This is a genomic window from Actinophytocola sp. NPDC049390, from assembly GCF_044466355.1.
Lineage (GTDB): Bacteria > Actinomycetota > Actinomycetes > Mycobacteriales > Pseudonocardiaceae > Actinophytocola.
This window is the reverse complement of the sequence record NZ_JBITMQ010000003.1, coordinates 469,816-492,010: the sequence shown is the minus strand read 5'-3', so window position 1 is coordinate 492,010 and position 22,195 is coordinate 469,816. Positions and strand designations below refer to the sequence as shown.

The following is a 22,195-nucleotide window of genomic DNA, read 5'->3' as shown; positions in this document are numbered from 1 at the left end:
GTCCTACTCGCCGATCACCGGCGGGGCCGTGACCTCGTCGGTGCCGAACGTCTCGTGCGGGTCGGGCTCGACCAGGAACGACGGCCTCTCGTGCTCGGCGTCGTCCTCACCTTCGCCGCGTCGGCCACCGCCACCCATGCCGCCGCCCATGGCGCCACGGCCGCCCGCCGCACCGCCCGGGCCGCCGATGCCGCCGCGAGCCGCCGAGCCTTCCGCCGCTGCCGCCGCGCCGCCGGGACCGAAGCCGGAGCCCATGCCGCCGCGGCCACCGGCGCCGGGACCACCGGCGCCGCCCGCGCCCGCACCGCCCGGCCCGGAACCACCCGGGCCGAAGCCGCGACCGCTGCCGCCTGGACCGAAGTTGCGACCGCCCCTGCCGGTCCCGTCGCCGCCGTTCGGGCCGAAGGACGGCGGCGGCATCATGCCGGGCAGACCGGGGTGGTTCGGGTTCTGGCCGGGGGTCTGTCCCGGCGGGAGCGGAGCGCGCGGAGGCTCCACTGTGGGCGGTGGGCGGAAGTCGTTCGGGTTCGTGCCGTGCAGGTCCTGGTTCGGCGTGTTGTTCTGCGGGTTCGTCGGGTTGTACGAGTTCGACGGGCCGTTCTGGTCCGTGCCCGTGCTGCCACCGGTGTCGTTCGTGCTGCCAGTCGGGTAGCGGCCCGTCGTCGGCGGCGGCACGTACGTGGACGGCGGCGTGGGCGGCGGCGGACGCTCGATGCCGACCTGCGCGTAGTCGTCGGTGATCCGGCCGTAGGTGGTCGGCATCCGCGACGCGTTGACCTCCGACACGCCCTCGTAGGCCGTCATCACCGCGACGTTCTGGTCGTTCGCGGCGCTGACCTGCGTCATCTGGGACTCGTAGTCACGACCGGCGCCGCCGAAGCTCGTCAGGTTGTCCCACGCGTTCGGCTTGTCCGGTGTCGGCGGCACCTCGGTGACCGTCCGGCGCGCGGTCTGGAACGCGTCGAACTGGCTGTGCAGGGTGTCGTTCGCGGTCGTCATGCTGTCGGCCGCGAGACCGTGCTCGACCGCGAGCGGACCCGCGCCACGGCGGGCGGCGCCGCCCGCGTCACCCTCCCAGGCGCTCTCCATCTTCGTGGTCAGCGCGGTGATCGACTTGGTGCGCTCGCCGTAGTTGGCGATGAGCGCCTCCACCCGGAACGCCGCGCCGTACAGCCCGGCGCCGTTGTCGCCGGTGCCGCCCCGGAAGTTGTGGTAGATCTCGGCGCCGCTCATCCCCGCGAACGGGTTGAAGGTGTCCCAGAAGCCCATGCCCCGATCTCCTCGCCTCAGGCCTCGACGGCGCGGATGCTGCGCAGCCGGTCGCGGTTGCCGTCCTCCATGACCGCCATCTGCTCACGGCTGGCGTTCAGCTTCTCGATGTAGTTCTCGGCATAACGCAGCATGGCGTCGTTGTGCCGGAACATGTTGGCGATCGAGTCCCGCGACGCCTGCGCCTGGTACTGGCTCATGTCGTCCGCGGCCGGTTCGGCGATGCAGTCGTAGGCCTCGTAGATCTCCCGGCGGTCCGCCAGGATGCCCTCGCGTTCCTCTTCCCACTTCGCGATGACGCCGTCGAGCTCCTCCAGGCTCGCGAACATGAACTGCCCGCCGCTGCCGCCGCCGCCCGACTCGTGCGGCTGCGGATCGCCGCCCAGGCCGAACAGCGAGCGCCACCAGTTGAGCACCTCGGTCGACGCGATCTCCTGCTCGACCTGCTCCTCCGCCGTGCCCGGCTCCTGCTCCGTGTTGTCCGTGTTCGCACCGTCAGGCACGCCCACCACGCCCCTCGTCCATGCTCGCCCTTGATCGCCCCGAGTTTACCGCCCGTGACCAGGCAGTACACCCGGGCATTATGACGGGGGCCGGGGCGCCGTGGTTCCGCTTTGGATCAAGTCCGCGGGAGGAATGCCCCGCACCCCGCCCGCCAACCTGGTCCGGTGCGGTCAGTCGTTGCGGGGGAAGCCCAGGTTCACACCTCCGTGGGACGGGTCGAGCCAGCGGGACGTGACGACCTTCGTCCTCGTGAAGAAGTGCAGGCCGTCCGGGCCGTAGGCGTGGGTGTCGCCGAACAGGGAGTCCTTCCAGCCGCCGAACGAGTAGTAGCCGACCGGCACCGGGATGGGGACGTTCACGCCCACCATGCCGACCTCGATCTCGTTCTGGAAACGCCGTGCGGCGCCGCCGTCGTTGGTGAAGATCGCCGTGCCGTTGCCGTACGGGTTGTCGTTGATCACGGTGACCGCGGACTCGTAGCTGTCCGTCCGGACGACCGACAGCACCGGCCCGAAGATCTCGTCGCGGTACACCGACATGTCCGGGCGGACCTGGTCGAACAGCGTGGGGCCCAGCCAGAAGCCGGACGAGGCGCCGTCGATCTCGTGGCCCCGGCCGTCGACCACCAGGGACGCGCCCTCGGACACGCCCGTGTCCAGGTAGGACGCGACCTTGTCGCGGTGCGCGGCGGTGACCAGCGGGCCCATCTCGCAGCCGGACCTCGTGCCGTCGCCGACGTGCAACGCGGCCATGCGGGTCTTGATCCGCTCGATCAGCTCGTCGCCGACCGGGTCGACCGCGACCACCACCGACACGGCCATGCACCGCTCGCCCGCAGAGCCGAAGCCCGCGGACACCGCCGCGTCGGCCGCCAGGTCCAGGTCCGCGTCCGGCAGCACGACCATGTGGTTCTTCGCGCCGCCCAGCGCCTGCACGCGCTTGCCGTGACTGGTGCCCGTCTCGTACACGTACCGCGCGATCGGGGTGGACCCGACGAACGAGATGCCGCGCACCGTGGGATGGGTCAGCAGCCCGTCGACCGCCACCTTGTCGCCGTGCAGCACGTTCAGCACGCCGTCCGGCAACCCGGCCCGCTGCCACAGCTCGGCGATGAAGTTCGCCGCCGACGGGTCCTTCTCGGACGGCTTGAGCACCACCGTGTTGCCGCACGCGATCGCGTTCGGCACGAACCACAGCGGCACCATCGCCGGGAAGTTGAACGGCGAGATCACGCCGACCACGCCGAGGGGCTGGCGCATCGAGTACACGTCGACCCTGGTGGACGCGTTCTCGCTGAACCCGCCCTTGAGCAACGCGGGCACGCCGCACGCGAACTCGACGTTCTCGATGGCGCGGCCGACCTCGCCCGCCGCGTCGTCGAGGACCTTGCCGTGCTCGGCGGTGACGATCGCGGCCAGCTCGTCGCGGTTGGCGGCCAGCAGCTCCCGGAACGCGAACAGCACCTTGGACCGCGCCGCCAGGGACTTGTCACGCCAGGCGGGCAACGCCCGCGCGGCCGCCGCGACGGCCTCGTCGACCTCCGTCTGTGACGCGAAGTCGACGTGCCCGGAGACCTCGCCGGTCGCCGGGTTCCACACCTCACCGGTGCGCGCGGCCACCCCGCCCCACGTCTTGCCGTCGATCCAGTGGCTGATCTTCGCGACCATCAGCGGTCCTCTCCTGCTACGGCGATCGACTCGCCCAGAATCCCCAGCGCCTCGTCCAGTTCCTCACCCGTCAACGTCATCGGCGGCGCCAGCCGGATGACGTTGTTGTGCAGGCCGCCCTTGCCGACGAGCAGCCCGCGCGCCCTGGTCTCCTCGAGCACGCGCGCGGCCGCGGCAGGGGCGGGCGTCGTGCCGCCCGGTTCGACGAACTCCACTCCCACCATCAGTCCCTTGCCTCGCACGTCCCCGACGACCGGGTTGGCGACAGATATATCCCGCAGCCCCGACAAAAGCCGGTCGCCAAGCGCGGCGGCGTTGGCCTGGAGGTCGTGTTCGCGGAGGTAGTCGAGCACGGCGTGTGCACCGACGGTCGCGACCGGGTTACCCCCGAACGTGGAGATCGAGTTGGCGGACAGGCAGTCCATGATGTCGCCGCGCGCCACGACACCGCCGATGGCGAGCCCGTTCCCGAGCCCCTTGGCGAAGGTCATCATGTCCGGCGTCACGCCGTGCGCCTCGATGCCCCAGAAGTGCGAGCCGGTGCGCCCCCACCCGGTCTGCACCTCGTCGGAGATGAACAGGATCCCGTGCTCCGCAAGGACTTCCGCGAACGCGGCGTACAGCCCGTCGGGTGGTGAGCTGAACCCGCCGACGCCCTGGATCGGCTCGGCGATCATGCACGCCACGTCGCCGGAGGTCGCGGTCTGGAGCACGTCGCGGAGGTCGTCGACGCACGCGGCGATGTAGTCGGCGTCCGACATGCCCTTGAACGGGCTGCGGTACGGATACCCGCCGTGCACATAGGAAACACGAACCGGTGAAAGTGCCGAAGCCGACCAGCCGCGGTTGCCGGTGATGCCCACGGTGGCGAAAGCCCGCCCGTGGTAGGAGTTCCGCATCGCCAGCACCTGGTTGCTGCGCCGGTACTGCGTGGCGAGCATGAGCGCGGTCTCGTTGGCTTCCGTGCCGGAGTTGGTGAAGAAGACCTTGGCGTCCGGGATGCCGGACAGCTTCGCGATCTCCTCCGCCAGCTCGACCTGGCTGCGGATCAGGTACAGCGTGGAGGTGTGCAGGATGCCGGTGTCGAGCTGTTTGCGGACCGCGTCGCTCACCTCGGCCACGTCGTAGCCGAGCGCGTTGGTGAGGATGCCCGCGAAGAAGTCGAGGTAGGTCTTGCCGTTCGAGTCGGTCACCCGCCGCCCGTGGGCGTGCACGATCTCCAGCGGGTCGGAGTAGTACAGCGCGAGCCAGTTGGGGAGCACGGCGCGGTGGCGGTCGATCAGACGGTCCATGCTCCGAGTGTGCCGACGCGGAGCCCCGGCACGCCATGGACAGTGTGTATCGCGGAACGCCGTCTGCCCGTACAGTGTGCGTGCATGTACCCGACCGTCGCGGACGTGCTGACCCTGCCGGTGATCCGGCAGGGCATGGCGACCGTGGTCGCGGGCTCTGCCGGGCTGGACCGGCGGGTCCGCTGGGTGCACATCGCCGAGATCGCGGACATCGCGCCCCTGCTCCACGGCGGTGAGCTGGTGCTCACCACCGGTATCGCGCTGCCGGACGACCCGGCGGCGCTGACGACGTACGTCGAGGAGCTGGCCGGGGCGGGTGTGGTCGGCGTGGTGGTCGAGCTGGTCCGCCACTGGCACCGCGAGCTGCCGACGGCGCTGGTCGAGGCGGCCGACGCGCACGAGCTGCCGCTGATCACGCTGTCCCGTGAGACCCGGTTCGTCGCGGTGACCGAGGCGGTGGTCGGGCTGATCGTGGCCGCGCAGGTCGCGGAGCTGCGGGCGGCGGAACGCGTGCACGAGACGTTCACGGCGCTGACCGTCGCGGGCGCCGAGCCCGCGGAGGTGCTGCGGGAGGTGGCGCGGGCGTCGGGCCTGCCGGTGGTGCTGGAGACGCTGGGCCACGACGTGCTGGCCTACGACGCGGCGGGCACCGACCCGCGCGAGCTGGTCGCGGACTGGGCGGCCAGGTCCAGGACGGTGACGGTCGACGCCCGCACGAGCTACCACGCCGAGGCGGGCTGGCTGGTCACGGTGGTCGGCGCGCGGGGCAACGACTGGGGCAGGCTCGTGCTGGTGTGCCCGGTCGAGCCGCAGCACCGGCAGGTGGTGATCGCGGAGCGGGCGGCGTCGGCGCTGGCCGTGCACCGCCTCGTGGCCCGCGACCGGGAGAGCCTGGAACGGCACGCGCACCGGACCCTGCTGACCGAGCTGCTCGGTTCGACGACCACGGCGGCGGACATCACGGCACGGGCGAGCGCGCTGGGTGTGCCGCTGCAGCGTCGTCAGCTGGTCGGTGTGTCGGTCCGCCCGTCCACGACGACGGCGGCGCGTCCGTCGATGGCGACGCAGGAGGTGCTGCGGGACCTGGCGGAGGCCACGGCACTGGCCGCGCGCCGGGCCCGGGTCGCCGCGCTGGTGGGCGTGGTGGACGACATCAGCGTGCGGGCGTTGCTGTCCCTGACCCCGCAGGCGGACGCGGACGCCGTGCTGCGCAGGCTGTCCAAGGAGATCCACCAGGCCGCGTCCAGCGCCCCGAAGGCGTTGCCGGTGATCGTCGCGGTCGGCACGACGGTCGACTCGACGAGCGACGCCCGCCGCACGCTGATCGAGGCCGCGCACGTCGCGAAGGCGTCCCTGCGGACCCCCGACGACCGCCAGTACCACCGGCTGGACGACGTGCGGCTGCGCGGCATGCTGCACCTCCTCGCCGACGACGACCGGGTCACCGCGTTCGCCGCGCGTGAGCTGGGTCCACTGCTGGCCCGCGACGCCGCCCACGGCAGCCGGCTGGTGGACGCGTTGCGGCACTTCTGTGCGCATGGCGGGAACAAGTCGGCGGCCGCTTCCGCCGCGCACATGTCGCGGACGGCGTACTACCAGCAGCTGGCGCGGGTGGAACAGGTGCTGGGCGTCTCACTGGACGACCCGGAGTCGGTGCTGTCGCTGCACGTGGCACTGCTGGTGCACGAGATCAACGGCTAGTGGAACTCGTGCACGACCTCGATCTTGCCGACGATGTGGGCGTTGAACTCGTCCAGCTCCTCCGCCGGGACCCACAGCTCGAGGATCGTCCGCCCACCCGCCTGCTGGACCGGGTAGCGGGACAGGAACTCCGTCTCCACCTCGAACCTGGTCACGAAGCCCGCGCCGGAGTGTTCGACGTTCCAGTCGCGCGCGATCCTGATGGCGTAGTCCTCGTTCATGACCGGGTAGAAGATCGGCTGTTCCGGCAGCCTCGGCGGCCACGCGCGCCAGTCCAGCTCGGCCACCAGTTCCAGCTCGCGCGGGCCGGTGGGGCGCCAGAGGGTGGTCGTCTCGGTCACGACGCGGACCTTATCCAGCCCGCCACCAGGTTGTCCGCCCAATTGCACAGCAGGGTGCGGACGTCCGGCACCTTCAGGTCGTGGCGGGCGGCGAACTCGCGTGCGGACGCCGTCGGGTAGCGGTCGGTCGACAGGAACGACCGGGTCTCCGGGTCCGCCTTCGTGATCCACGCGGGCAGGCTCCGCACGAGCGGGAGCGGGACACGCAGCCGCGGCACCCGCACGCCCAGGTGCGTCCCGACCAGCGTCAACAGGTCCGGCAGCAGCGGTGTGTCGTCGGCGAGGAGCCAGTACGCCTGGCGTTCCGTCGACGGATCGGTCGGCACCAGCGCCATGAACTCCGCGAGGTGGCCGGCTGCCACGACCGGCACGAACGCGTTGCCGGGCAGGGCCTTCATCGAGCCGTCCCACAGCTGCTTCACGTTCGCCGCGAGCCCGAGCTGCTGGTCGGAGTCCGGGCCGATCACGCTCGCCGGGTTCACGATCGTCCACGGCACCCCCAGCTCGTCCGCCCGGGCACGGAACACGGCGTCGGCCTCCACCTTCGACGCCTCGTACGCGCCGAGCCGCCGGTAGTCCCACTCCGCGAGCCCGCTGACCCGGTACCCGGACACGTACACGAGCCGCCGCAGGCCGGGCTGCCGCGCGGCCAGCTCCACCACGGCACGGGTGGTGTCGACGTTCCCCGCGCGTGCCTCCTCGACCGTCATGCCGAACCGGTACGCACCGGCGCAGTGGTGGATCTCCGTGAAGTCGCCGGGTGGAAGCGGCTCGTTCCGCCGCGCCGCCGTTACCCGGACACCCGCGGCGCCCAGGGCGCCGACCACGTGCCGTCCGATGTGGCCGCGTGCGCCGAAGACCAGCGCGTGCCTGGTCACGGGCGGTCCAGCAGCGGCACGACGGTGTCGGCGGCGCAGCGCAGCGGGGTCACCGACCGCTGGGCCCGCGACATGATCACCGCGCCCTCGATCATGCCGACGGTGGCCGTCGCGAGGGAGCGGGCCTCCGCCTGGGTGCGGCCGTGCGCGGTCAGGAGCGCGGCCAGCGGCGCGACCCACGACTCGAACGCGTCCGCACAGGCCGCGCGCAGCCGGTCGCTCTCCGCACCCATCTCGAGGGTGACGACCGAGACCGGGCAGCCCAGCTGGTAGTCGCCCTCCTCCAGGAGCCTGGCCAGGGCGTCCAGCACACGCCGGACCACCTCGCCGGGCGTGCCGCCGGGCGTGACCATCGCGCGGAACCGTTCGGCGGCCAAGGCGACGGCCTTCTCCCCCAGCGCCTCCTTGCCGCCGGGGAAGTGGAAGTACAGCGAGCCCTTCGGCGCGTTCGCGTGCGCCACGACCGTGTTGAGGCCGGTGCCGCTGTACCCGCGCGTCTGGATCAGCTCGAGCATCGACTCGACCAGGCGTGCGCTGGTCCGGGCGCCCTTGGTGTCTGCCATGCGACCAGAATAGACCAGTCTATATATTTCAGCCAGGGGCGGCCTGCGTACGATGGGCGCCATGTTGCGGGAGGGCGACCGGTTCGTCCAATGTGGACTCGGTCATCGGCACTGGGGCGCGTACGGCGCCGCGGGCCTGCTCGTGCACCACGAGGGCATGGTGCTGCTCCAGCAGCGGTCCGCGCTGTCGCTCGGCGCCGAGACGTGGGGGCTGTTCGGCGGCGCGCGCGACCGGGACGAGGCGCCGGTCACGACGGCGCTCCGGGAGACCTCCGAGGAGTCCACTCTGGACGTGACCAGGGTGCGCGTCCGCGGGTACCTGCGCGAGGACCACGGCGGCTGGCACTACGACACGGTCGTCGGGGACCTGACGGAGCGCCAGGAGGTCGGGCCGCGCGACTGGGAGTCCAAGGACGCCCGCTGGGTGCCCGCCGACGACGTCGAGGGCATGGACCTCTTCTCGCCGTTCGCCGCGTCCTGGCCACGGGTGCGCACCGCCATGCGCAGGACCGTGCTCGTCGTGGACACCGCCAACGTCATGGGTTCCCGCAACGACGGCTGGTGGCGGGACCGGCACGGCGCGGCGACCCGCCTGCGCGATCAGGTCGACAAGCTCGACGGCGTGCCGCTGGCGCCGTTCGACGTGGCGTACCCGGAGTTGGTCATGGTCGTGGAGGGCAAGGCGAGGGAGGTCGGTGACGCTGACCACGTCCGGACCGTCCGCGCCGACCACGACGGGGACGACACGATCGTCGAGACCGTGAAACAGCTCACCGCGCCGGACGTCGACACCTATGTGGTGACCGCCGACCGGGAGCTGAAACGCCGCTGTGCAGCCGAAGGCGCGCAGACGCTCGGCCCGCGATGGCTGCTGAACCAGCTGTAATTCCCTCGAGATTCCCACTGTGACGGACGGCACCGACCGCCGCCCACATCCTGGGACGAGGTGAGCCCGACCTCCCGGAATGCCTACCGTTGCGCCCGCAAACGGGATTTCCAGGGAGAAACAATGCGTTCCAGGCTCCTCGCCGTGCTCGTTTCCGGAGTGCTCGCCGCGACGCTGACCGCGTGCGGCAGCGACTCCGGCGACGGTGGCCAGGTGCTGCGTGTCGGCACCCTCACCGACGCGCCGCCCGCGATCTTCTTCGAGGACGGCAAGTTCACCGGCTACGACAACGAACTGCTGCGCGACATCGCGAAGCGGGAGGGCTTCGAGGTCGAGTTCGTCGGCACCGAGTTCGCCGGCCTGCTCGCGGGTGTCGCGAATGGACGGTTCGACATCGGCAGCTCGACGATCTCCACCACCGAGGCGCGCAAGAAGACCGTCGCGTTCTCCAACGGCTACAACACCGAGTACACGACGGTCGTCACCGCCAAGGGCGCGGGGCTGACCAGCGTCGAGGCGTTCGACGGCAAGCGGCTCGGGGTCGTGCAGGCGTCGGTGCAGGACGACTTCGCGACCAACCGGGTGCCGGGTGCCGAGGTCGTGCGCTTCCCCGACTACAACGCCGGATTCGCGCAGCTGCGCAACGGGACGCTCGACGGCTGGGTCGTGCCGAAGGACATCGGGCAGCAGTACCTGGAACAGAACGCCGCCGTGCCGCTGGAGCTGGGCTACACGATCGAGTCAAAGGAGACGCCGTCGGCCTACGCGGTGAGCAAGGACGACAGGGAGCTGCTAGACAAGCTCAACAGGGGCCTGGCCGCCGCCATCGCCGACGGAACGGTCGCGAAGCTGCACGCCAGGTTCTACCAGGACACCCCCCTGCCCGCCGAGCTGGCGGAGGGCGGGCCCGGTCTGCCGGTCGAGAACCAGGGAGCGGAGTGACGGAGCGGGCGCCGTCTGGACTGAGGAGCGCGCGCAGGCGCGTCAGCGCCGAGCACGCGACGAGGGAAGACGGCGTCTCAGCGGAGGAACGCAGCGACCCAGAGAACACAGGAGCCTGACATGAAACGCCTGTTCGCGGCACTGGCCGCGCTTGCGACGGCAGCGTCGCTCGTGGCGTGCGGCAGCGACGACGCGGGTGGCGAGGACACCCTGCGCGTCGGCACGCTGAGCGACTCGAAGCCCAACGCCTACCAGGAGAACGGTGAGTTCACCGGTTTCGACAACGAGATGCTGAAGGCCATCGCGGAGAAGCAGGGCCTGAAGCTGGAGTTCGTGGCGACGGACTTCTCCGCGCTGCTCGGCCAGGTCGCGAACGGGACGTTCGACATCGGCAGCTCCGCCATCGCCCAGACCGAGGAACGCAAGCGGACGGTCGCGTTCTCCGACCCGTACAACTACCAGTCGCTGGGCATCGCGGCGCCGTCGGGCTCGCCGGTCACGGACGAGAACACCCTTGGCGGGAACCGGATCGGTGTCCTGCAGGGCACCGTGTCGGACACGTGGCTGTCCGAGAACGCGCCGACCGCGCAGGCGGTCCGGTTCCCGAACGACGCGGCCGCGCTGTCCGCGCTGAAGACGAAGGCCATCGACGGCGCGGTGTTCGACCTCGCGACGGCGGAGACGTACGTGGCGGAGAACCCGGACGCGAAGCTGCGGGTCGTCCACTCGATCACCACGGACCTGCCGCACGGGTACGCCTTCAAGAGAGGCAACACCGAGCTGATCGACAAGATCAACGCGGGCCTGAAGCAGGTCATCGAGGACGGCACGTGGGAGGAGCTGCACAAGCGGTTCGAACCCAACGCGCCCACGCCACCCGAGTTCGCCGCCAAGTAGATGGACCAGTTCCTCGACACGTTCCTCAACTGGGAGTACATCTGGCAGGTCTTCCCGGACCTGCTGAAGACCGGGTTGCTGAACACGCTGATCCTGGCCGGCGCGTCCGCCGTGATCGGCACCGTGCTGGGCATGGTGCTCGCGGTCATGGGGCTGTCCACCAAGCGGTGGCTGCGCTGGCCCGCACGCGTGTACACCGACATCTTCCGCGGCCTGCCCGCGATCCTGACGATCCTCGTGATCGGCCAGGGTCTCGGCACGGTCGCGCGGGACGTCGTCGGCACCAACCCGTACCCGTTGGGGATCCTCGCGCTGTCCCTGATCGCCGCGGCGTACATCGGGGAGATCTTCCGGGCCGGCATCCAGAGCGTCGACAAAGGACAGCTGGAGGCCAGCCGTGCCCTGGGCATGAGCTACCGCAACGCGATGGTGAAGGTGGTCATCCCCCAGGGTGTGCGGCGCGTGCTGCCTGCGCTGGTGAACCAGTTCATCGCGCTGGTGAAGGACTCCAGCCTGGTGTACTTCCTCGGGTTGCTGGTCGGCCAGCGGGAGCTGTTCCGCATCGGGCAGGACCTCGCGGCCAACACGGGCAACCTGTCGCCGCTGGTGGCGGCCGGGTTCGTGTACCTGGTGATCACGGTGCCGCTGACGCACCTGGTCAACCACATCGACAAACGGTTGCGGGTGGGCAAGAAGGTGGCCGCCGACACCCCTGACCTGGTGACCTCGGGGACGGTGCGGTCATGAGTTCCTCCAGTGTCGAGCTGCGCGACATCCACGTGTCGTTCGGGACGCTCGAGGTGCTGCGCGGGGTGTCGCTGTCGGTCGCGGCCGGTGAGACGGCGTGCGTCATCGGCCCGTCCGGGTCGGGCAAGTCGACGCTGCTGCGGGTGACGAACCGCCTGCAGGAGCCCGACTCCGGCGATATCCTGCTCGACGGGACGAGCGTGGTCCGTACGAACCCGGACAAGCTGCGGCAGCGGGTCGGCATGGTGTTCCAGCACTTCAACCTGTTCCCGCACCGGACGGTGCTGGACAACATCGTGCTGCCGCTGCGGGACGTGCGGCGGCTGTCCCGAGAGGCGGCCGCGTCGATCGCGCGGGAGCGGCTCACGGAGGTCGGGCTGGCGGAGAAGGCGCCGTTCCGCCCGGCCGCGCTGTCCGGCGGTCAGCAGCAGCGGGTGGCGATCGCGCGTGCGCTCGCCATGGACCCCGAGGTGATGCTGTTCGACGAGGCCACGAGCGCGCTCGACCCCGAGCTGGTCAAGGGCGTGCTGGACCTGATGGCCGGGCTCGCCGGGCGCGGGCTGACGCTGCTGGTGGTCACCCACGAGATGGGGTTCGCCCGGCGCGTGGCGGACAAGGTCGTGTTCATGGACCACGGCGCGATCGTCGAGGAGGGCACCCCGGAGGCCATCTTCGACGACCCCCAGTCGCCGCGGTTGAAGCAGTTCCTGTCACAGGTGCTGTAGTCAGCGGCAGTAGCCCTGGTCCCGGTGCCGTCGGCCTCGAACGTCACCGGGCCGACCGGCGTGACCCGCACGGCGAACACCACGGTACCGATTCCTCCCGCGGCCACGCCCGGTCTGCACACGCATGAACATCATCGAGCACTACCGCAGGAGCAACGCCAACTCGCACAGGAACCTCCCGCTGGAGCAGGCCAGGATCGTCGACTCGCACTGGGGCGACGTGACCGCGGAACCCGGCGGCGTGGACTACCTGGAGGTCGACGCGGGCGGGGTCCGTGCCCTGTGGGCGGTCCCGCACGGGGCTCCCGACGACGGGGTGCTGCTGTGCGTGCACGGCGGCGGTTTCATCGGCGGCTCCATGTACACGCACCGCAAGATGTTCGCCCACCTCGCGAAGAGGGCCGGTGTACGTGCGCTGATCGTCGACTACCGGCTCACGCCCGAGTTCCGGCACCCGGCCGCGCTCGAGGACTGCGTCACCGCCTACGAGTGGCTGCGGGCGCAGGGCGTCACCCGGATCGCGATCACCGGTGACTCGGCCGGTGGCCTGCTCACGCTCACCACCACGCTGCGGGTGGACCCGAAGCCGGTCGCGATCATGCCGTTCTCGGCGTGGACCGACATGGAGTTCCGCGGCGAGTCGCTCAAGGCGAACGTGTCGACGGACGTCCTGTTCGGCGGCGACCGGCCGATGAACCTGCGGGCGCTGGTGGGTATGTACGTCGGCCCCGACGGCGACCCGGCCGACCCGGAGGCGTCGCCGATCAACGCCGACCTGTCCGGTCTCCCACCGGCCTACATCACGGTCAGCGACGCCGAGATGCTGCTCGACGACAGCGTTCGCCTGCACGAGAAGGCCGTGAGCCAGGGCGTCGACGCCACCCTGGACGTCGTGCCGGGGCAGCAGCACACGTTCCAGATGGCCGCGGGCCACGACGAGGTCGCCGACGACTCGCTCGCGCGGATGGCAGCGTGGGTGCGCCCGTTCCTGGTATGAAACGACCATGACCACTCTCGGGTTCGTGTTGCGTCCGCAGTTCCCGCCGGAACGGTTCGAGTCGGTGATCAGAGCGGCGGACGAGGCGGGCCTGGACGAGCTGTGGTTGTGGGAGGACTGCTTCTTCGAGAGCGGCATCGCACCGGCCGCGGCCGCGCTCGCATGGACGACGAACGTGCGCATCGGCATCGGGCTGCTGCCGGTGCCGCTGCGCAACGTCGCACTGTCCGCGATGGAGGTCGCGACCATCGAGCGGATGTTCCCGGGCCGGTCGATGATCGCGTGGGGGCACGGCGCGCAGAAGTGGATGGGCCAGGCCGGGGCACGCGTCGAGTCCCCGTTGACGCTGCTGCGCGAGTACCTGACCGCGCTGCGGCGGCTGCTCGACGGCGAGGAGGTCACGGTCGACGGCCGGTACGTCACGCTCGACAGGGTGCGGCTCACGTGGCCCGCGGCCGCGAAGATCTGGGCGGGCGCCATCGGCCCGAAGTCGGTCGCGCTGTGCGGCGAGCTGGCCGACGGTGTGGTGATCGAGGCCCGTGCGGGGGTGGAGGGGGTGCGCCGGGCACGCGACCTGGTCGGCGACACCCCGATCACCGTCTACATCCGCGCGGCCATCGGCGACGGCGCGCAGGAACGCATCGACAACGACCGGACCGACGAGTACGGCGTCGCGAACGACGACATCCCGGTGATGGTCGAGAAGCTCGCGGAAGCCGGGGCGAACGCGGTGATCCTGCAGCCGACCCCGGACGAGCCCGACCTGGAGGGCCTCATCCGTTACGCGGCGCGCCTTTCAGTGCGCTGATCAGCAGATCCACACGCCCGGTGAGCACGGGCCCGGCGGGATTCTTCGAGTCCCGAACGGCTTTCAGGGTGTTGGCCACCTCGACGCAGTCGCCGCCGTTCGAGCCGCTGAAGCTGCTCTTGCGCCAGGTCATCACACACCCCTTAGGTGGTCGCTCAGGTGTACTCCTTTGCCATCCTATCGACGAAGGCGACCGACTCTTCCGGTGTCAGCGCGGCATCCCGCAGACGCCCGTAAACCGAGCTGTACTGCGTATACTCCTCGGGTTCCTTCAGGTAGGTGGCCCCGAACAGGTCCTCCAAGTAGACAGTCGAGATGTTCTGCTCGGTCAGCCTGAACAACTCGAAGGCCGACGCCACGGAGATGCGGTCCGGTACGTCGAAGGGCATCACGCGGATGGTGATGTTGGGGCGCCTGGCCACCTTGACGAGGTGCTTCAGCTGCGCACGCATGACCTGTTTCGTACCCTGAACGCGTCGCAGCGCGGCTTCGCCGAGCACCACGTCGAGCCGCAGGGACGGCCTGCCCGTCCGCCGCAGGACCTCCTGTCGGCGCATCCGGGTCTCGACCTGCTTGTCGATCAGGCGGTCGTCGGCCTCCGGCTCCCACGCGCGGATCATCGAGCGCGCGTAGTCCTCCGTCTGCAGCAGGCCCGGCACCATGTCGATCTGGTAGCTCTTGATCTCGGTCGCGTCCCACTCCAGGGCAAGGAACCGGCGGAACCAGTCCGGGACCGCGTCCCGTTTCCCCGCTCGCCTGCGGCGGCGCTTGGGGCGTTGTTCCGCCAGTGACACGAGGTAGTCCCGCTCCTCGGCCGACGCGCGGTAGAAGTCGCAGAGGACGCCCACCTCCTCCGGTGTGGCGCCCTGCCGACCGTTCTCGATCTTGCTGAGCTTGGGCCCCTGCGCGTTGAGCGGTTCGCAGGCCTCGACGGCCGTGTACCCGGCCTCCTCCCGCAACCGCCGCTCGGCTGGGGCATGGCGTTCGCCGACGACCTGGGCGCGGTGTACACCGATCCGGCCTCCGGAACCACGCACCGCGCCCCCAGCGCCGAGGGCGTGCTGCGGACGCTGCGACGGATCGGTGACGTGGAGCTGACATGGCTCACCGCAGGGCCCGGGGACTGAGCGCAACTGACAAAGTGCGCACCGACCGCGTCAACGGTGTACACAGTGACACTGCCTCGCGAGATCGCCGCGCACCACCATCCCAGGATGGCACTAACGACCACCAGCTCAGATGGCCGGGTCGACTTAGCCGACCACTCCGGCATCGCGGACAGCCGCTTCTACAACCCCGAGCTCGCCCCAGTGCCTGTGGCGCAGCGCAACTGGACCACGTACAACTACTTCGCGCTGTGGATGGGCATGGCCCACAACATCCCCAGCTACCTGCTCGCGTCCGGCCTGATCGCGCTCGGCATGGACTGGGTGCAGGCGCTGTTCACGATCACGCTCGGCAACATCATCGTGCTGATCCCCATGCTGCTGAACAGCCACGCGGGGACGCGCTTCGGCATCCCGTTCCCCGTGTTCGCGCGCGCGTTCTACGGCGTGCGCGGCGCCAACCTGGCCGCGCTGCTCAGAGCGTTCATCGCCTGCGGGTGGTTCGGCATCCAGACCTGGGTCGGTGGTCAGGCGATCTACGTGATCGTCGGCAAGCTCGCCGGGGACGGGTGGATGAACGCGTCGGCGGTGGGCGGGCAGCCGATCACGCTGTGGCTGTCGTTCGCCGTGTTCTGGCTGATCCAGATGCTGATCATCTGGCGGGGCATGGAGGCCGTGCGGAAGTTCGAGAACTGGACGGCGCCGCTGGTGAGCGTCGGGTTCCTGATCCTGCTCGCGTACGTGCTGATCAAGGCGGGCGGCTTCGGGCCGATCCTGTCGCAGCCGTCGAAGCTGGGCTGGGGCGCCGACTTCTGGAAGGTGTTCGCGCCGTCGCTGATGGGCATGATCGCGTTCTGGGCGACGCTGTCGCTGAACATGCCGGACTTCACCCGTTTCGGTGGTTCTCAGCGCAAGCAGGTCCGCGGGCAGATCCTCGGCCTGCCGACCACGATGACGTTCATCGCGATCGTCGCCATCCTGACCACCTCGGGTGGCGCCGTACTGTTCGGTGAGGTCATCTGGGACCCGGCGACCCTGGCGGCCCGCTTCTCGTCGCCCGTGGTCGTGGTCGTCGCGCTGATCTGCCTCGTGCTGGCCACCATCTCGGCGAACCTCGCGGCGAACGTCGTGAGCCCGTCGTACGACTTCTCGAACGCGTTCCCCCGGCGGATCACGTTCGCGCTCGGTGGCCTGATCACCGGTGTCATCGGCATCGTCATCCAGCCGTGGCGGCTGCTCGCCAACCCGGACGTGTACATCAACGGCTGGCTCGGGTTCTACGGCGGCGTGCTCGGCTCGGTCGCCGGTGTGCTCGTCGCCGGGTACTGGCTGCGGGCCCGCACGCACCTCGACCTGGAGGACCTCTACAAGGAGCGCGGCCGGTACTGGTTCTCGGGCGGGTGGAACATCCCCGCCCTGGTCGCCACGCTCGTCGGCGCCGTGCTGGCGGTCGGTGGCGCCCACAGCGCGTCGGGCAACCCGTTCCCGGTGGACGGGCTCATCCCGTTCCTGAAGGGTTTCTACAACTACAGCTGGGTCGTCGGTTTGGTGGCAGCATCGCTCGTGTACCTGCTGCTGACCGCGCGGACCACGTCGCGGGAAAGTTCGCCGGCACCCGAGCCGGTGACGGAAGGAGAGGCAGTTGTCTGAGATCGTCAGGGCGGCGCTCGTCCAGCAGAAGTGGACGGGTGACAAGGAGTCGATGATCGCGAACGCGGTCACCCACATCGGTACCGCGGCCTCGCAGGGCGCGCAGGTCGTGTGCCTGCAGGAACTGTTCTACGGGCCGTACTTCTGCCAGGTGCAGGACGCCGACTACTACTCCTACACCGAGCAGATCCCGGACGGGCCGACCACACAGCTCATGTGCGAGCTGGCCGACCAGCACGGGGTCGTGCTGGTCGTGCCGATGTACGAACAGGAGCAGCCGGGCGTCTACTACAACACCGCGGCCGTGATCGACGCCGACGGGACCTACCTCGGCAAACACCGCAAGAACCACATCCCGCAGGTGAAGGGGTTCTGGGAGAAGTTCTACTTCCGGCCCGGCAACCTCGGCTACCCGGTCTTCGACACCGCGGTCGGCAAGATCGGCGTGTACATCTGCTACGAACGGCACTTCCCGGAGGGCTGGCGTGCGCTCGGGCTGGGTGGCGCGCGGATCGTGTTCAACCCGTCGGCGACCTCGCGCGGGCTGTCGGAGTACCTGTGGCGCCTGGAGCAGCCCGCCGCGGCGGTGGCGAACGAGTACTTCGTCGGGACCATCAACCGGGTGGGCGTGGAACCGTTGGGTGACAACGACTTCTACGGACAGTCGTACTTCGCGGACCCGCGTGGCCAGGTCGTGGGCGAGACCGCCACCGACACGGAGGAGGAGGTCATCGTGCGTGACCTCGACATGGGGTTGCTGACCGAGGTCCGCGACCTGTGGCAGTTCTACCGCGACCGCAGGCCGGACACGTACGACCAGCTGACCGGAGCGTGACGATGGGAATTCTCATCAGGAACGGGACCGTCGTGAACGCCGACGGAACCCTCACGGCGGACGTGCTGGTGGAAGGCGAGAAGATCGCCGCCGTCGCCGCGCCCGGGGTGTTCACCGAGGCCGACACGGTCATCGACGCAGCGGGGAAGTACGTGCTCCCCGGCGGCATCGACGCGCACACGCACATGGAGATGCCGTTCGGCGGGACCTTCTCGGCCGACACGTTCTTCACCGGCACACGGGCGGCCGCCTGGGGCGGCACGACGACGATCATCGACTTCGCCGTGCAGGCCAAGGGCACGTCGCTCGAGTCCACACTGGACAAGTGGCACGAGAAGGCCGACGGGCACTGCGCGGTCGACTACGGGTTCCACATGATCGTCTCCGACGTCAACGACCAGTCGTTGAAGGAGATGGAGTCCTGCATCGACGCGGGCGTGAACAGCTTCAAGATGTTCATGGCCTACCCGGGCGTGTTCTACGCGACCGACGGCGAGATCCTGCGCGCGATGCAGAAGGCCGCCGACATCGGCGGGACGATCATGATGCACGCCGAGAACGGCATCGCGATCGACGAGCTGGTGGCGCAGGCGCTGGCCAACGGCCGGACCGACCCGGTGGAGCACGGGCTGACGAGGCCGCCGGAGCTGGAGGGCGAGGCGACGTCGCGTGCCATCCAGCTCGCGCGCGTGACCGGCGCACCGCTCTACATCGTGCACCTGTCGGCGTCGCAGGCGCTCGCGGCGGTCGCGGAGGCGCGCGACACCGGGCAGAACGTGTTCGCCGAAACGTGCCCGCAGTACCTGTACCTGTCCATCGAGGACCTGGCCAAGCCGGACTTCGAGGGGTCGAAGTACGTCGCGTCGCCGCCGCTGCGCCCCAAGGAGCACCAGGCGGACCTGTGGCGGGGCCTGCGCACCAACGACCTGTCGGTGGTGTCGACCGACCACTGCCCGTTCTGCTTCAAGGACCAGAAGGAGATGGGGCGCGGGGACTTCTCCAAGATCCCGAACGGGATTCCCGGCGTCGAGCACCGGATGGACCTGCTGCACCAGGGTGTGGTGGCCGGTGAGCTGTCGCTGCGGCGGTGGGTCGAGGTGTCGTCGGCGACGCCGGCGCGGATGTTCGGGCTGTACCCGCGCAAGGGCGTGATCGCGGCGGGCGCGGACGCGGACATCGTGGTGTACGACCCCGAGAAGCAGCAGACGCTCGGCGTCGAGACGCACCACATGGCGGTGGACTACTCGGCGTACGAGGGCATGTCGATCACCGGCGGGGTGTCGACGGTGCTGTCACGCGGGTCCGTCGTCGTCGACGGCGGGGAGTTCCACGGTCGCGAGGGCCACGGGAAGTTCCTGTCGCGCGAACTGTCGCAGTACTTGGTCTGAGGGGGTTCGGCATGGACTTCGGTGTGGTGCTGCAGACGGACCCGCCCGCCTCGGCGGTCGTGGACCTGATGGTTTCGGCCGAGCAGCAAGGATTCACGTACGGGTGGACATTTGACTCGGTCGTGTTGTGGCAAGAACCGTTCGTGATCTACTCGCAGATCCTCGCCTCGACAGAACGCCTGGTCGTCGGCCCGATGGTGACCAATCCGGCCACTCGCGACTGGTCGGTCACCGCGTCACTCTTCGCAACCCTGAACGACATGTACGGCAACCGAACGGTGTGCGGCATCGGCCGCGGTGACTCAGCGCGACGGGTCATCGGGCAGAAGCCGGCGTCGTTGTCGGTGCTCCGTGATTCCATCCACGCGATCCGCGATCTGGCGGAAGGACGGGAGGTTTCACTACATGGCGCACCGGTACGGATTCCGTGGGTACGGGACGGAAAGCTGGAAGTCTGGATGGCCGCGTACGGGCCGAAGGCGCTCCAGCTCGTCGGCGAGCACGCGGACGGTTTCATCCTGCAGACGGCCGATCCCGCGATCACGCGCTGGACGATCGAGTCCGTTCGCGCCGCGGCACGGGCCGCCGGGCGGGACCCCGGCGGGATCACGATGTGCGTGGCGGCGCCCGCGTACGTCGGTGACGACGTGGCGCACCAGCGCGACCAGCTGCGGTGGTTCGGCGGCATGGTGGGCAACCACGTCGCGGACCTCGTGGCCCGCTACGGCGAGTCGGGGCCGGTCCCCCACGAGCTGACGGACTACATCAAAGGCCGCGAGGGCTACGACTACGCGCACCACGGCAAGGCGGGCAACCCGTCGACCGACTTCGTTCCCGACGAGATCGTCGACCGCTTCTGCCTCGTGGGGCCCGCGTCGGCGCACGTGGACCGGTTGACCGAACTGGCCGAACTGGGTGTGGACCAGTTCTCGCTGTACCTCATGCACGACCAGAAGGAGCAGACCCTGGCCGCATACGGATCGGAGATCATTCCGAAACTGACGACGGCGTAACGGCCCGACACGGCCGACCTCGTTCCACGGTGGCGACAGCCGGGCGGCGCAGGAGAAACTGGCGGCGTGATCGAGCCGTTCTCCTGCCTGCTCGGCACCACCGTGACCGGGCTGTGACCGGCTGGTTCGCTGACGGCGCCTACCGCGACCTTCCGTTCGGACTGACCGCTCGCGCCCACGCCGAGGAGATCGCCGCCGCCATGCACGTGGGTCTCGTCGAAGAGGAAGTCACGTGGACGGACGCTCGGCGGTCCGGCGTGCCGCGACTCTGAGCACCAGCAACCCGCCGATCCCGGGCACGAACGCGAGCGCCTTCGCCGTGCCGGAGGCTTCCGCGTCGCGCAGGGTCGCGACCACGACGACCAGGTACGCGAGGCCGTGCGTCGGGCCGCCGAGGGACGTGATCACCGGAAGGTGGGCCGTCGCCAGGTTCACGAACAGGACCACCAGCGACACGCACTCCACGGCCGCGGCGGTGCGGAACACGCTCACACCCCCGTCGTCGAGCCGGGGCGCACGATCATCAGCACGGTGACGGTCGCCCACAGGAGGTTGAAGACGCCCGTCTGCACGGCGAGGCGGGTGCGGGTCGCGACCGCGCCCTCGGCCGATTCGTCGGCCAGCAGCTTCTCCTGTCCCGGCAACACCTGGAACACGAGCACGGCGGCCGCGGCGGCGGTCAGTGCTATCGACGTGATCAGCCACGCGTCGCCGAGCACGCCGAGCGCGCTCGCCGTCGCGAAGCCGAACAGCGGGACCGCGACGCCGACCGCGGCGTAGACCCGGCAGATCCGGTGCAGCAGGGGCAGGTGGTCGGTCCGTCCGGTACGGACGGCGGCAGGGAACATGCTCGCCGCGACGGCGACGGGGCCGACGGCGAGGATCGCCGCGATGACGTGCAGCGACAACAGGACCTTGGTCACGGAAGGGACGGTAGCCACGGCGACACCCCGCCGGAATCGGCAAGAATGCCATCCACCGACGGATTCTCGCCACCGAGATCAGGAGCAACCGCATGCACACCGTGGCCGTGCTCGCGCTGGACGACGTGATCACCTTCGACCTCGCCACCCCGGTGCAGGCGTTCGGCTTCGCCTGGCAGCCGGACGGGAGCCCCGCCTACCGGGTTCTGGTCTGCGGCACGGGAACGGTCAGGACCGACGTCTTCAGCATCACCCCGGAGTGGGGCCTCGACGCGCTCGCCGACGCCGACACGATCGTCGTGCCGGGTCGCATGACACCGGACGCACCCGTCCCGGCCGAGGTCGTCGACGCGCTCACGGCCGCGGCCGCGCGGGGCACACGGATCGCGTCGATCTGCGTCGGCGCGTTCGTCCTCGCCGCCGCCGGGCTGCTCGACGGCCTGCGTGCCACCACCCACTGGCTGGGCGCGTCGGAACTGGCGGAGCGGTACCCGGAGATCGACGTCGACCCGAACGTCCTCTACGTCGACAACGGACAGGTCCTGACGTCCGCGGGCGCGGCCGCCGGGCTCGACCTGTGCCTGCACATGATCCGCCGCGACCACGGTTCCGCCGTCGCGGCGGACGCGGCCCGCCGGTCGGTCATGCCGCTCGAACGGGAGGGCGGGCAGGCGCAGTTCATCGTCCACGACCAGCCGCCCGTACCGCGTGGCGCCGAGCTGGAACCGCTCCTGGCCTGGCTCGAGGACAACGTCGCCGACGAGCTCACGCTCGCCGACATCGCCGCGCGGGCCGGTATGAGCACCCGAACCCTCAACCGCCGCTTCCGTGAACAGACCGGCACGACGCCGCTCCAGTGGCTGCACAGGGCGCGCGTGCGGCGGGCCCAGTACCTGCTCGAGCACACGGCCCATCCGGTCGACCGCATCGCGGGCGAGGTCGGGTTCGGCTCGCCGACGGCGTTCCGCGAACGTTTTCGGCGCGTCGTGGGCACGAGTCCGCACGCGTACCGCGCCGCCTTCGCAACGAACGGCTGACAATCGGCTCAAGCACGCAACGAAGT

The 22,195-nt window shown here is 70.0% G+C and carries 25 protein-coding genes; 14 read left to right on the top strand and 11 right to left on the bottom strand.

What is annotated here, in order from left to right:
* Positions 1-3: 3 nt before the first annotated feature.
* From ACIBVP_RS13320 to ACIBVP_RS13305, 4 genes are all read right to left on the bottom strand, one after another.
* Positions 4-1,269, bottom strand: coding sequence for a hypothetical protein (locus tag ACIBVP_RS13320; RefSeq protein ID WP_396106331.1), 1,266 nt, complete (start codon positions 1,267-1,269; stop codon positions 4-6).
* 17 nt (positions 1,270-1,286) lie between these two features.
* Positions 1,287-1,772, bottom strand: a complete 486-nt coding sequence (locus ACIBVP_RS13315; RefSeq protein WP_396106330.1) for a hypothetical protein — start codon at positions 1,770-1,772, stop codon at positions 1,287-1,289.
* A 171-nt stretch (positions 1,773-1,943) separates the two neighbouring features.
* Positions 1,944-3,440, bottom strand: coding sequence for a CoA-acylating methylmalonate-semialdehyde dehydrogenase (locus ACIBVP_RS13310; RefSeq protein WP_396106329.1), 1,497 nt, complete (start codon positions 3,438-3,440; stop codon positions 1,944-1,946).
* On the bottom strand, positions 3,440-4,732 hold the full coding sequence (locus ACIBVP_RS13305) for an aspartate aminotransferase family protein (RefSeq protein WP_396106328.1): 1,293 nt from the start codon (positions 4,730-4,732) through the stop codon (positions 3,440-3,442). The genes ACIBVP_RS13310 and ACIBVP_RS13305 overlap by 1 nt, the downstream gene beginning before the upstream one ends.
* Positions 4,733-4,816: 84 nt before the next feature.
* Here ACIBVP_RS13305 and ACIBVP_RS13300 point away from each other — a divergent pair, with 84 nt between their 5' ends.
* Positions 4,817-6,433 carry a PucR family transcriptional regulator gene (locus ACIBVP_RS13300; RefSeq protein WP_396106327.1) on the top strand — a complete coding sequence of 539 codons (1,617 nt, stop codon included), beginning with the start codon at positions 4,817-4,819 and terminating at the stop codon, positions 6,431-6,433.
* On the opposite strand, the gene ACIBVP_RS13295 is transcribed toward ACIBVP_RS13300, so the two are convergent.
* From ACIBVP_RS13295 to ACIBVP_RS13285, 3 genes are read right to left on the bottom strand one after another with little or no spacing between them, the layout of a single operon-like run.
* On the bottom strand, positions 6,430-6,774 hold the full coding sequence (locus ACIBVP_RS13295) for a hypothetical protein (RefSeq protein ID WP_396106326.1): 345 nt from the start codon (positions 6,772-6,774) through the stop codon (positions 6,430-6,432). The genes ACIBVP_RS13300 and ACIBVP_RS13295 overlap by 4 nt on opposite strands.
* Positions 6,771-7,652: an SDR family oxidoreductase gene (locus tag ACIBVP_RS13290; protein ID WP_396106325.1), complete on the bottom strand. Its 882-nt coding sequence runs from the start codon at positions 7,650-7,652 to the stop codon at positions 6,771-6,773. Before ACIBVP_RS13290 ends, ACIBVP_RS13295 begins: the two co-directional genes overlap by 4 nt.
* Positions 7,649-8,215 carry a TetR/AcrR family transcriptional regulator gene (locus ACIBVP_RS13285; protein ID WP_396106324.1) on the bottom strand — a complete coding sequence of 189 codons (567 nt, stop codon included), beginning with the start codon at positions 8,213-8,215 and terminating at the stop codon, positions 7,649-7,651. Before ACIBVP_RS13285 ends, ACIBVP_RS13290 begins: the two co-directional genes overlap by 4 nt.
* A gap of 61 nt (positions 8,216-8,276) precedes the next feature.
* On the opposite strand from ACIBVP_RS13285, the gene ACIBVP_RS13280 reads away from it, so the two are divergent.
* The 7 genes from ACIBVP_RS13280 (at position 8,277) to ACIBVP_RS13250 (ending at position 14,217) form a co-directional block, all read left to right on the top strand.
* Positions 8,277-9,101 carry an NUDIX domain-containing protein gene (locus ACIBVP_RS13280; protein ID WP_396106323.1) on the top strand — a complete coding sequence of 275 codons (825 nt, stop codon included), beginning with the start codon at positions 8,277-8,279 and terminating at the stop codon, positions 9,099-9,101.
* Positions 9,102-9,224: 123 nt separating this feature from the next.
* Positions 9,225-10,043: an ABC transporter substrate-binding protein gene (locus tag ACIBVP_RS13275; RefSeq protein ID WP_396106322.1), complete on the top strand. Its 819-nt coding sequence runs from the start codon at positions 9,225-9,227 to the stop codon at positions 10,041-10,043.
* Between the two features lie 120 nt (positions 10,044-10,163).
* On the top strand, positions 10,164-10,940 hold the full coding sequence (locus ACIBVP_RS13270) for an ABC transporter substrate-binding protein (protein WP_396106321.1): 777 nt from the start codon (positions 10,164-10,166) through the stop codon (positions 10,938-10,940).
* Positions 10,941-11,687: an amino acid ABC transporter permease gene (locus ACIBVP_RS13265; RefSeq protein ID WP_396106320.1), complete on the top strand. Its 747-nt coding sequence runs from the start codon at positions 10,941-10,943 to the stop codon at positions 11,685-11,687.
* Positions 11,684-12,412 (top strand): amino acid ABC transporter ATP-binding protein, encoded by a 729-nt coding sequence (locus ACIBVP_RS13260; RefSeq protein WP_396106319.1) that lies wholly within the window; start codon positions 11,684-11,686, stop codon positions 12,410-12,412. The genes ACIBVP_RS13265 and ACIBVP_RS13260 overlap by 4 nt, the downstream gene beginning before the upstream one ends.
* A gap of 124 nt (positions 12,413-12,536) precedes the next feature.
* Positions 12,537-13,409 carry an alpha/beta hydrolase gene (locus tag ACIBVP_RS13255; protein WP_396106318.1) on the top strand — a complete coding sequence of 291 codons (873 nt, stop codon included), beginning with the start codon at positions 12,537-12,539 and terminating at the stop codon, positions 13,407-13,409.
* A 7-nt stretch (positions 13,410-13,416) separates the two neighbouring features.
* Positions 13,417-14,217, top strand: coding sequence for an LLM class flavin-dependent oxidoreductase (locus tag ACIBVP_RS13250; protein WP_396106317.1), 801 nt, complete (start codon positions 13,417-13,419; stop codon positions 14,215-14,217).
* Here the strand turns inward: ACIBVP_RS13250 and ACIBVP_RS13245 are convergent.
* Both ACIBVP_RS13245 and ACIBVP_RS13240 read right to left on the bottom strand, forming a co-directional pair.
* Positions 14,183-14,350, bottom strand: a complete 168-nt coding sequence (locus ACIBVP_RS13245; RefSeq protein WP_396106316.1) for a DUF397 domain-containing protein — start codon at positions 14,348-14,350, stop codon at positions 14,183-14,185. The two genes, ACIBVP_RS13250 and ACIBVP_RS13245, sit on opposite strands and share 35 nt — an antisense overlap.
* 22 nt (positions 14,351-14,372) lie before the next feature.
* Entirely contained in the window at positions 14,373-15,176 is an 804-nt protein-coding gene (locus ACIBVP_RS13240) for a helix-turn-helix domain-containing protein (RefSeq protein ID WP_396106315.1), read from the bottom strand.
* An 18-nt stretch (positions 15,177-15,194) separates the two neighbouring features.
* Between ACIBVP_RS13240 and ACIBVP_RS13235 the strand changes: the two genes are divergently transcribed.
* The 5 genes from ACIBVP_RS13235 (at position 15,195) to ACIBVP_RS13215 (ending at position 20,209) form a co-directional block, all read left to right on the top strand.
* Positions 15,195-15,344, top strand: a complete 150-nt coding sequence (locus ACIBVP_RS13235) for a hypothetical protein (RefSeq protein WP_396106314.1) — start codon at positions 15,195-15,197, stop codon at positions 15,342-15,344.
* 87 nt (positions 15,345-15,431) lie between these two features.
* Complete coding sequence (locus ACIBVP_RS13230; protein ID WP_396106313.1) at positions 15,432-16,973, top strand: NCS1 family nucleobase:cation symporter-1; 1,542 nt, start codon at positions 15,432-15,434, stop codon at positions 16,971-16,973.
* Positions 16,966-17,808, top strand: coding sequence for a nitrilase-related carbon-nitrogen hydrolase (locus tag ACIBVP_RS13225; RefSeq protein ID WP_396106312.1), 843 nt, complete (start codon positions 16,966-16,968; stop codon positions 17,806-17,808). Before ACIBVP_RS13230 ends, ACIBVP_RS13225 begins: the two co-directional genes overlap by 8 nt.
* Before the next feature lie 2 nt (positions 17,809-17,810).
* Positions 17,811-19,196: a dihydropyrimidinase gene (gene hydA / locus ACIBVP_RS13220; RefSeq protein WP_396106311.1), complete on the top strand. Its 1,386-nt coding sequence runs from the start codon at positions 17,811-17,813 to the stop codon at positions 19,194-19,196.
* Between the two features lie 11 nt (positions 19,197-19,207).
* On the top strand, positions 19,208-20,209 hold the full coding sequence (locus tag ACIBVP_RS13215; RefSeq protein WP_396106310.1) for a TIGR03842 family LLM class F420-dependent oxidoreductase: 1,002 nt from the start codon (positions 19,208-19,210) through the stop codon (positions 20,207-20,209).
* Positions 20,210-20,437: 228 nt separating this feature from the next.
* Here ACIBVP_RS13215 and ACIBVP_RS13210 read toward each other — a convergent pair whose 3' ends face one another.
* Both ACIBVP_RS13210 and ACIBVP_RS13205 read right to left on the bottom strand, forming a co-directional pair.
* Positions 20,438-20,695, bottom strand: a complete 258-nt coding sequence (locus tag ACIBVP_RS13210; protein ID WP_396106309.1) for a hypothetical protein — start codon at positions 20,693-20,695, stop codon at positions 20,438-20,440.
* A 2-nt stretch (positions 20,696-20,697) separates the two neighbouring features.
* Positions 20,698-21,132, bottom strand: coding sequence for a hypothetical protein (locus tag ACIBVP_RS13205; protein ID WP_396106308.1), 435 nt, complete (start codon positions 21,130-21,132; stop codon positions 20,698-20,700).
* A 92-nt stretch (positions 21,133-21,224) separates the two neighbouring features.
* Between ACIBVP_RS13205 and ACIBVP_RS13200 the strand changes: the two genes are divergently transcribed.
* Entirely contained in the window at positions 21,225-22,169 is a 945-nt protein-coding gene (locus tag ACIBVP_RS13200; RefSeq protein WP_396106307.1) for a GlxA family transcriptional regulator, read from the top strand.
* The last annotated feature ends 26 nt before the right edge of the window (positions 22,170-22,195 follow it).

Bases quoted from the DNA above. Each gene is read 5' to 3' on its own strand.
- ACIBVP_RS13215 (WP_396106310.1), top strand. From the start codon at position 19,208: ATGGACTTCGGTGTGGTGCTGCAGACGGACCCGCCCGCCTCGGCGGTC.
- ACIBVP_RS13285 (WP_396106324.1), bottom strand. From the start codon at position 8,215: ATGGCAGACACCAAGGGCGCCCGGACCAGCGCACGCCTGGTCGAGTCG.
- ACIBVP_RS13235 (WP_396106314.1), top strand. From the start codon at position 15,195: ATGGCGTTCGCCGACGACCTGGGCGCGGTGTACACCGATCCGGCCTCC.
- ACIBVP_RS13260 (WP_396106319.1), top strand. From the start codon at position 11,684: ATGAGTTCCTCCAGTGTCGAGCTGCGCGACATCCACGTGTCGTTCGGG.
- ACIBVP_RS13310 (WP_396106329.1), bottom strand. From the start codon at position 3,440: ATGGTCGCGAAGATCAGCCACTGGATCGACGGCAAGACGTGGGGCGGG.
- ACIBVP_RS13275 (WP_396106322.1), top strand. From the start codon at position 9,225: ATGCGTTCCAGGCTCCTCGCCGTGCTCGTTTCCGGAGTGCTCGCCGCG.
- ACIBVP_RS13270 (WP_396106321.1), top strand. From the start codon at position 10,164: ATGAAACGCCTGTTCGCGGCACTGGCCGCGCTTGCGACGGCAGCGTCG.
- ACIBVP_RS13255 (WP_396106318.1), top strand. From the start codon at position 12,537: ATGAACATCATCGAGCACTACCGCAGGAGCAACGCCAACTCGCACAGG.
- ACIBVP_RS13320 (WP_396106331.1), bottom strand. From the start codon at position 1,269: ATGGGCTTCTGGGACACCTTCAACCCGTTCGCGGGGATGAGCGGCGCC.
- ACIBVP_RS13230 (WP_396106313.1), top strand. From the start codon at position 15,432: ATGGCACTAACGACCACCAGCTCAGATGGCCGGGTCGACTTAGCCGAC.
- ACIBVP_RS13265 (WP_396106320.1), top strand. From the start codon at position 10,941: ATGGACCAGTTCCTCGACACGTTCCTCAACTGGGAGTACATCTGGCAG.
- ACIBVP_RS13200 (WP_396106307.1), top strand. From the start codon at position 21,225: ATGCACACCGTGGCCGTGCTCGCGCTGGACGACGTGATCACCTTCGAC.
- ACIBVP_RS13305 (WP_396106328.1), bottom strand. From the start codon at position 4,732: ATGGACCGTCTGATCGACCGCCACCGCGCCGTGCTCCCCAACTGGCTC.
- ACIBVP_RS13300 (WP_396106327.1), top strand. From the start codon at position 4,817: ATGTACCCGACCGTCGCGGACGTGCTGACCCTGCCGGTGATCCGGCAG.
- ACIBVP_RS13280 (WP_396106323.1), top strand. From the start codon at position 8,277: ATGTTGCGGGAGGGCGACCGGTTCGTCCAATGTGGACTCGGTCATCGG.
- ACIBVP_RS13250 (WP_396106317.1), top strand. From the start codon at position 13,417: ATGACCACTCTCGGGTTCGTGTTGCGTCCGCAGTTCCCGCCGGAACGG.
- ACIBVP_RS13245 (WP_396106316.1), bottom strand. From the start codon at position 14,350: ATGACCTGGCGCAAGAGCAGCTTCAGCGGCTCGAACGGCGGCGACTGC.
- hydA (WP_396106311.1), top strand. From the start codon at position 17,811: ATGGGAATTCTCATCAGGAACGGGACCGTCGTGAACGCCGACGGAACC.